Source organism: Xanthomonas sp. SHU 199, from assembly GCF_000364665.1.
Classification (GTDB): domain Bacteria; phylum Pseudomonadota; class Gammaproteobacteria; order Xanthomonadales; family Xanthomonadaceae; genus Xanthomonas_A; species Xanthomonas_A sontii.
In genome coordinates this window covers 1-4,552 of sequence record NZ_AQOI01000053.1, presented here as the reverse complement: position 1 = coordinate 4,552, position 4,552 = coordinate 1, and the positions used below count along the sequence as shown (strand labels likewise).

Genomic DNA, 4,552 nt, shown 5'->3' with positions numbered 1-4,552 from the left:
GAGGGCGTCGCCGCCCGCTACGCGCGTGCGCTGACCCGGTTGCTGGACGCATGAGCCGCGACCCGCGCGCGCTGTGCGCTGCCTGCCGCTGCACGAACTGCCGATGACGCCGGCCGCGCCGACGCTGCCGCTCAGCCAGCGCATCCGCCGCGACATCGAGGCGCACATCCGCAGCGGCGCGTGGCCGCCCGGCCATCGCATTCCGTTCGAGCACGAACTGATGGCGCAGTACGGTTGCTCGCGGATGACCGTCAACAAGGTGCTGGCGCTGCTCGCCGACGCCGGCATGATCGAGCGCCGACGCCGCGCCGGTTCGTTCGTGGCGCGGCCGCATCCGCACATGGAGCAGGTGGCGCTGGAGATCCCGGATATCCCGGTCGAGGTCGCCGCGCGTGGCCATGCCTACCGTTTCGAACTGCTGGAGCGGCAGCAGCGCGCGCCGCGCGCGGCGTTGCCGCAGGAGGCCGAGGTCGCCGCGGGCGGCAGCCTGCTGGCGCTGCAATGCCTGCACTACGCCGACGGCCGTCCGTTCGCGCTGGAAGAGCGGGTGATCAATCCGGTGGCGGTGCCGGAGGCCTTGCAGATGGACTTCGCGGTGACCGTGCCCGGCAGCTGGCTGCTGCAGCACGTGCCGTGGACCCGCGCCGAACACCGCATCAGCGCGGTCGGCGCCAGCGCCGCGCAGGCGGCGCGCCTGCAGGTGCCGGCCGGCACCGCGTGTCTACTGATCGACCGCCGCACCTGGCGCGGCGAGCAGGCGGTGACCTTCGTGCGCCAGGTGTTCCTCGGCGACACCTACGACCTGGTCGCGCGGTTCTCGCCAGGCGCGCGCTGAGCCTGGCGCGCACGGCGACTGCAGGCAACTCATGTACGCCGGCGCGACGAAGGTGTCCGTGGGAGGCAATCGCGGTTGACGCCGCTCTTCCAGGACGCGACACGACGCGCGACGAGCACGGATGATGAGGCACGCGCAGTCGCCTCGCCGGTGCGCGATGCTGCGATGCCGCACGTTCGCCATACGCCGGCGTGCGTTTGTCCTGCCCGCCGCACTCTGGCAAGTTAGCGCCGGGGCCGGGCGAGGGGCCGTGGCCGCGGAACGAGGGATGGTTCGGCATGACGTATTTCGTGACAGGCGCCACCGGTTTCATCGGCCGCTACCTGATGGCCAAGCTGATGCGGCGCAAGGGCGTCGTGCATGTCCTGCTGCGCAAGGAGTCGCAGCGCAAGTTCGATGCGTTGGTGCGCGAGCAGGGCTGGGATCCCAAGCGCCTGGTGGTGCTGCACGGCGACGTCGGCGCGGCGTACTGCGGGCTGTCCGCGGCGCAACGCAAGGCGCTGCACGGCAAGGTCAAGCATTTCTTCCATCTGGCCGCGCTGTACGACCTCACCGCCAAGGCCGAGGACCAGCGCATCGCCAACCTCGACGGCACCCGCAATGCACTGGAACTGGCCGCGCAGATCAGCGCCGGCATCTTCCACCACACCAGTTCGATCGCGGTGGCCGGGCTGTACCCGGGCATCTTCCGCGAAGACATGTTCGAGGAAGCCGAGGGCCTGGACGATCCCTACCTGCGCACCAAGCACGATGCCGAGGCGCTGGTGCGCGCCGAGACCCGGATCAAGTGGCGCATCTACCGCCCGGCGATGGTGGTCGGCGATTCGCGCACCGGCGCCATCGACAAGATCGACGGCCCGTACTACTTCTTCCCGCTGATCAAGAAGCTGCGCCAGCTGCTGCCGCCGTGGGCGCCGATGCTGGGCATCGAGGGCGGACGGATCAACCTGGTGCCGGTGGACTTCGTCGCCGACGCGATGGACCACATCGCGCACAAGCCCAAGCTCGACGGCCACACCTTCCACCTCACCGACCCCGAGCCGCTGCGCGTGGGCGAGGTGCTCAACGTGTTCTGCCGTGCCGGCCACGCCCCGGAGATGACCCTGCGGGTGGACGCGCGCATGTTCGCGTTCGTGCCCTCCAGCATCCGCGCCGCGGTCGGCAGCCTGCCGCCGATCCGCCGCTTCACCGGCATGCTGTTGCGCGACTTCCGCATCCCGCGCGAAGTGCTGAAGTTCATCACCTATCCCACGCGCTTCGACAGCCGCGAGACCGAGCGCGCGCTCAAGGGCAGCGGCATCGCCGTGCCGCGGCTGGAAGACTACGCCTGGCGCCTGTGGGACCACTGGGAACGGCACCTGGACCCGGACCTGTTCGTCGACCGTTCGCTCAAGGGCAAGGTCCGCGGCAAGGTGGTGTTGATCACCGGCGGCTCCTCGGGCATCGGCCTGGCCACCGCGCAACGCGTCGCCGAGGCCGGCGCCATCACCGTCATCGTGGCCCGCGGCGAACAGGAACTGCATGCCGCGCGCGATGCGATGAACGCCAAGGGCGGCAAGGTCTTCGCCTACACCGCCGACCTGTCGGACCTGGCCGACTGCGACCGCCTGCTCAAGACCGTGCTGGACGCGCATGGCCATGTCGATGTGCTGATCAACAACGCCGGCCGCTCGATCCGCCGCTCGATCGAACTCAGCTACGACCGCTTCCACGATTTCGAGCGGACCATGCAGCTGAACTACTTCGGCAGCCTGCGCCTGATCATGGGCGTGCTGCCGGGCATGACCGCGCGGCGCAAGGGCCACATCATCAACGTCAGCTCGATCGGCGTGCTGGCCAACTCGCCGCGCTTCTCCGCCTACGTCGCCTCCAAGGCGGCGCTGGACGCCTGGAGCCGCTGCGCGCAGGGCGAGCTGTCGGGCAAGGGCATCAGCTTCACCACGGTCAACATGCCGCTGGTGAAGACCCCGATGATCGCCCCGACCAAGATGTACGACAGCGTGCCGACACTGAGCGTGGACGAGGCCGCCGACCTGATGGTCAAGGCGATCATCGAACGCCCCAGCCGCGTGGCCACCCGCTTGGGCATCTTCGCCGCCCTGGTCAACGCCGTGGCGCCGAAGGCCTACGAGGTGGTGATGAACACCGCCTTCGAACTGTTCCCCGATTCGGCCGCGGCCAAGGGCGACCGCAAGGCGCTACGCGAGACCAAGCCGAGCCAGGAGCAGATCGCGTTTGCGGCGTTGATGCGGGGCGTCCATTGGTGATGGGGCGGGGATTGGAGAGTCGGGATTGGGGATTCGCAAAAGCGCATCCGGCGCGCTGATCCGCTTTTACCAATCCCCAATCCCGATTCCCCAATCCCGGCTTATCAAAACGTCCTGCATTGCCGCCACCGCACCGGTTCCTCGTGGCCGGGGCGCGGGTTGAGCTGGATGCGGACGGTGCGCAGGGACGGGTAGCGCTCCACTTCGCGGCAGATGCGCGGCCACACCTGGGCGTCGTCGCCGCTGCGGTCGACCACCAGGGTCATCTGCGTCTGCCAGATGCCGCGGATCACGCCCGGTGTGCCGGCCAGGGCCTTGGAGAGTTCCTGGCGGTTGCGCTGTTCGGTGGTGGGATCGGGGTCGGCCAGGTCGCCGGCGTCGTCCAGCGCAGGCTGGGGCGCGGCAGCGGTGGTGCTCGTTGGCGTGGTTGCGGCCGGCGTAGGCGCGGCTGCGGCAGCGGGCGTAGGCGATGACGCTGTTGCGGTCACGGCTGCCGGAGGCTCTGCGGGCTGCTGCAATGCCAGCGCACCGACGCCGGTCACCACGCCCAGGGCCAGCGAGGCCAGGCCGGCGATGGCGATGTGGCGCTGCGCGCGGCGGCGGCTGGCGCCGATCACGCCGTCTTCCAGTTCGCTGGGCAGGTAGGGCTTGAGCATCGGCCAGATGCGCGGGCCGTCGAGGATTTCCACCGCCTGCTTCTCGGCCGCGGCGATGCCGTCGCGCTGCACCTTGCCCTCGGTGATCAGGATGCCGCCCTGCGCGCCCATCAGCCGTGCCGCCGCGCCCAGTTCGTTGACCGCGGCCGAGCCGATCCGGTAGGCCCGGCCGTGCTTGCACGACAGCAGCCAGCGCGCGTCGCCGCGGGTCATCACGAAGTCGCTTTGCGGTTCCTGGCTCGTGTGCTCGTCGACGGTGGCGTCCTGCAGGTCGCGCTGTTCGCGCATTGCGCGCCGCACCATGTAGGAGAAATCGCGCCAGTGCAGGCCGGCCAGCGCATGCAGTCCGGCGCTAGCCTCATTCTCGCGGCGCCGTACCAGCCACAGGTAGAGGCTGGCCGCCAGCCATGCCGCGACTGCCAAGATCGCTGCCGCTATCCAGGAAAACATGCTCGCACCCGCACACGCGCCGTAAGGAAGTCAGTGTATCGCCAGCGTGTCACGGCGCCGGCAAGGCGACAGCGGTGGACGGCGGACAAAAAAGACCCGCCAGTCCGAAGCCGAGAGGGGAGGGGAGCAAACGGTCTTCTGATGGACTGGCGGGTCCGTTTCGATTGTCTGGAAAAACGTGCTGCTTTGCAACAATCCGGTTACTCGGCCGGGGTCGGCGTCTCGCTGCGCTTGCGGCTGGCGCGCTTGGGCGCGGCCGCGCGCTTGGCTGGCGCGACCTTGGCGACCACCGGGCCGGCAGGTCGGCGCGCCGGTGCTGCGCGCTTGGCGGCGCCGGCGGGGGG

The 4,552-nt window shown here is 69.7% G+C and carries 3 protein-coding genes; 2 read left to right on the top strand and 1 reads right to left on the bottom strand.

From position 1 onward, the window contains the following. Positions 1-103 precede the first annotated feature (103 nt). A complete protein-coding gene (hutC, locus tag D183_RS0102740; protein WP_026144128.1) occupies positions 104-835 on the top strand; it encodes a histidine utilization repressor in 732 nt (243 codons plus the stop codon). A 278-nt stretch (positions 836-1,113) separates the two neighbouring features. Further along, positions 1,114-3,102 carry an SDR family oxidoreductase gene (locus D183_RS0102735; protein WP_017907638.1) on the top strand — a complete coding sequence of 663 codons (1,989 nt, stop codon included), beginning with the start codon at positions 1,114-1,116 and terminating at the stop codon, positions 3,100-3,102. 104 nt (positions 3,103-3,206) lie between these two features. Here the strand turns inward: D183_RS0102735 and D183_RS0102730 are convergent, their stop codons facing one another. Next, positions 3,207-4,208, bottom strand: a complete 1,002-nt coding sequence (locus D183_RS0102730; protein ID WP_026144127.1) for a restriction endonuclease — start codon at positions 4,206-4,208, stop codon at positions 3,207-3,209. Between the last annotated feature and the right edge of the window lie 344 nt (positions 4,209-4,552).